Annotated in this window: 3 protein-coding genes and 1 pseudogene; 1 reads left to right on the forward strand and 3 read right to left on the reverse strand. The window is 74.5% G+C overall.

Features of this window, described 5'->3' with window-relative positions; all coding sequences use genetic code 11:
• Nucleotides 1-859 (forward strand): TDT family transporter (locus IH13_RS38880; RefSeq protein ID WP_031089218.1); only part of this gene is annotated, 859 nt, incomplete at its 5' end.
• On the opposite strand, the gene IH13_RS45165 is transcribed toward IH13_RS38880, so the two are convergent.
• From IH13_RS45165 to IH13_RS0130030, 3 genes and pseudogenes are all read right to left on the reverse strand, one after another.
• A complete protein-coding gene (locus IH13_RS45165; protein ID WP_234433442.1) occupies nt 795-1,511 on the reverse strand; it encodes a helical backbone metal receptor in 717 nt (238 codons plus the stop codon). The genes IH13_RS38880 and IH13_RS45165 overlap by 65 nt on opposite strands.
• Nucleotides 1,512-1,529: 18 nt before the next feature.
• A pseudogene (locus tag IH13_RS45170) lies at nt 1,530-2,111 on the reverse strand (helix-turn-helix domain-containing protein); the annotation flags it as partial.
• Nucleotides 2,112-2,273: 162 nt separating this feature from the next.
• The coding region (locus IH13_RS0130030) for a glycine betaine ABC transporter substrate-binding protein (protein ID WP_031089220.1) at nt 2,274-2,511 on the reverse strand (238 nt) is incomplete at its 5' end.

Below are 2,511 nucleotides of genomic sequence, written 5' to 3' on the forward strand. Positions count from 1 at the left end.
ATTCTACGGCTGCCTGTCGATGGCGCTGCTCGCGGTCGGCGCGAGCACCCTGGCGGTCGGCCGGGACGTCGTCGGCCACCAGGCCGCCGTCGCGGTGGACGCGGTGCTGTTCGTGCTGGGTACGGCGACCGGGCTCGCCGCCGCGGTGGCGGTCCCGTACCTCATGGTCGTACGCCACCGCCCGGAGTCCGGCACCGCCTCACCGGTGTGGCTGCTCCCGCTGGTGGCACCGATGGTCTCGGCGGCGGTCGGCCCGGCACTGGTACCGGAGCTGCCGCCCGGCCAGTGGCGCATGACGCTGCTGCTGGCGTGCTACGCGATGTTCGGCCTCTCGCTGCTGGCGACGCTGACGCTCCTCCCGCTGGTCTTCGCGCGTCTGGTGCACCAGGGCCCGCTGCCGCTCGCGCTGACGCCGACGCTGTTCCTGGTGCTCGGCCCGCTCGGGCAGTCCACCACCGCCGTCGGCCAGCTCGCCGATGTGGCCCCGCACGCCGTCGGTACGGCGTACGCCTCCGCGTTCGGCGCGTTCGCGGTGCTGTACGGGGTGCCGGTCATGGGCTTCGCGCTGCTGTGGCTGGGGCTGGCCGCCGCGATGGTCGTGCGGGCCCTGCGCCGGGGCATGACGTTCACGATGACGTGGTGGGGCTTCACCTTCCCCGTCGGCACGTGCGTGACCGGAGCGGCGGGACTGGCCCGGCACACCGGCCTGACCGCGTTCACCTGGCTGGCCGTCGCGGTCTACGTCCTGCTGGTCACCGCCTGGGCGGTGGCGGCCGTGCGGACGGCGCGCGGGCTCATCGGCGGAGCGCTGCTCGCAGCCCCCGGGCCGCTTCGGCCAGCGACGGCCCGTACCACGTGAGGTGGCGCCCGTCGACGAGGGCGGCGGGCAGCGCGGGGAACGCCTCGGGTCCGTCGGTGGCCGTGAAGCGGTACGGCTCGTCGGGCAGCACGACCAGCTCGGCCCCTGACGCGTTCAGTTCGGCGAGCGGCACCCGCGGATAGCGCTCGGCGTGCCCGGCGTACACGTTCCGCACCCCGAGCCGGGCCAGCAGGTCACCGGCGAAGGTGTCGCGGCCCAGCACCATCCACGGCCGGCGCCAGACCGGTACGACCGCAGGGCGCAGGGCGGGGGCGGGCGGCAGCGCCGCCCAGGCGGCCTCCGCCTCGTCCAGCCAGCGCGGGCGGGCCAGGCCGCACCCGGTGACGAGGACCCGTTCCAACTCGGCGAAGGCCTGCGGCAGGGTGCGGACCTCGGTGACCAGGACCTCCGCTCCGGCCTCGCGGAGGGCGGCCAGGTCGGACGGCCGGTTCTCCTCCTCGTTGGCGACGACGAGGTCCGGGCGCAGGGCGGCCACCGCGGCGACGTCGGGGTTCTTCGTGCCGCCGATCCTCGCGGCGGTCAGCTCCGCGGGGTGGGTGCACCAGTCGGTGACGCCCACGAGCAGCTCCGGGGCGGTGGCGGCGACGGCCTCGGTGAGGGAGGGGACGAGCGAGACGACCCGCGTCACCACCCCGTCACCGCCGGGAGTCGTACGTGGCGTCGATGTGTTCGGCGACCGCGACGACCAGCAGCCGGGAGGCTCGGTCGCCCGCCACCGGTGCCGCACCCCGCCCGAGAGGAACAGGGTGTCGCCGCGTCCCAGCCGGTGGGCCCGGCCCTCGGCCTCGACCTCCACGGCGCCCTCCACCACGTACATCAGCTCGTCGTTGCGGTGCTGGAACTCCCGCCCGAGGTCCTGCTCGCCGACGAACTCCAGGGCGCTGAGCTGGTGGCGGCCGTGCACCAGCCGGTGCGCGCCGTCGTCGTCGTGGGCCCGTACGACCTCCACGGAGCGTGCCGAGTCCGCCGCGGCGCGCAACCGCTCGGTGGTGGTCTCCAGCGCCCGGGCCACCCGGTCCAGCGAACCGGGGCTGGGTCTGGCACGTTCGTTCTCGATCTGGCTGAGGAACGGTACGGACAGTCCACTGCGCCCGGCCACCGCGGCCAGGGTGAGCCCGAGGGCCCTGCGCCGTCGGCGGACCGCGGCACCCACTCGAAGGGCTTCCTTGTCGTCCATGTCCCGGCTCCCTCCCCGGATCGCCATCCTCCCGGTTGCCAGCACCCTACGCATGTCGTTCGCGCGATGACGTGGAAGTGGGCGGACCGGAGGCCCCCGGGGCCTCGCGGGCGCTGTGCGGGCGGCGCCGGCCGGACGCCTCCTGGGACAAGCCTGAGGGGGACGGCTCCGGTGCGCTACCGGGACCGTCCCCCTCAGAAGGTGGCTTGCCGTTGATCAGCCCGTGACCGGCGTCAGCCTCTCCACGACGTCGGGGTGGGCGTCCATCCAGTGCCGGGCGGACTCCTTCTCCTTGCCGGCGCCGCCCTTCTGGAGCTCGACCTCCAGGGAGGCCAGCTCCTCCTCGCTCAGCTCGAAGTCCTTCAGCCAGCCCGTCAGCTCCGGGAAGTCCTGGGCGAAGTCCTTCTTGGCGACCGTGTGGATCTGCTCACCCTCGCCCCAGGCGCCCTTGGGG

Origin of the sequence: Streptomyces sp. NRRL WC-3549 (assembly GCF_000721935.1) — a bacterium.
GTDB lineage: Bacteria > Actinomycetota > Actinomycetes > Streptomycetales > Streptomycetaceae > Streptomyces.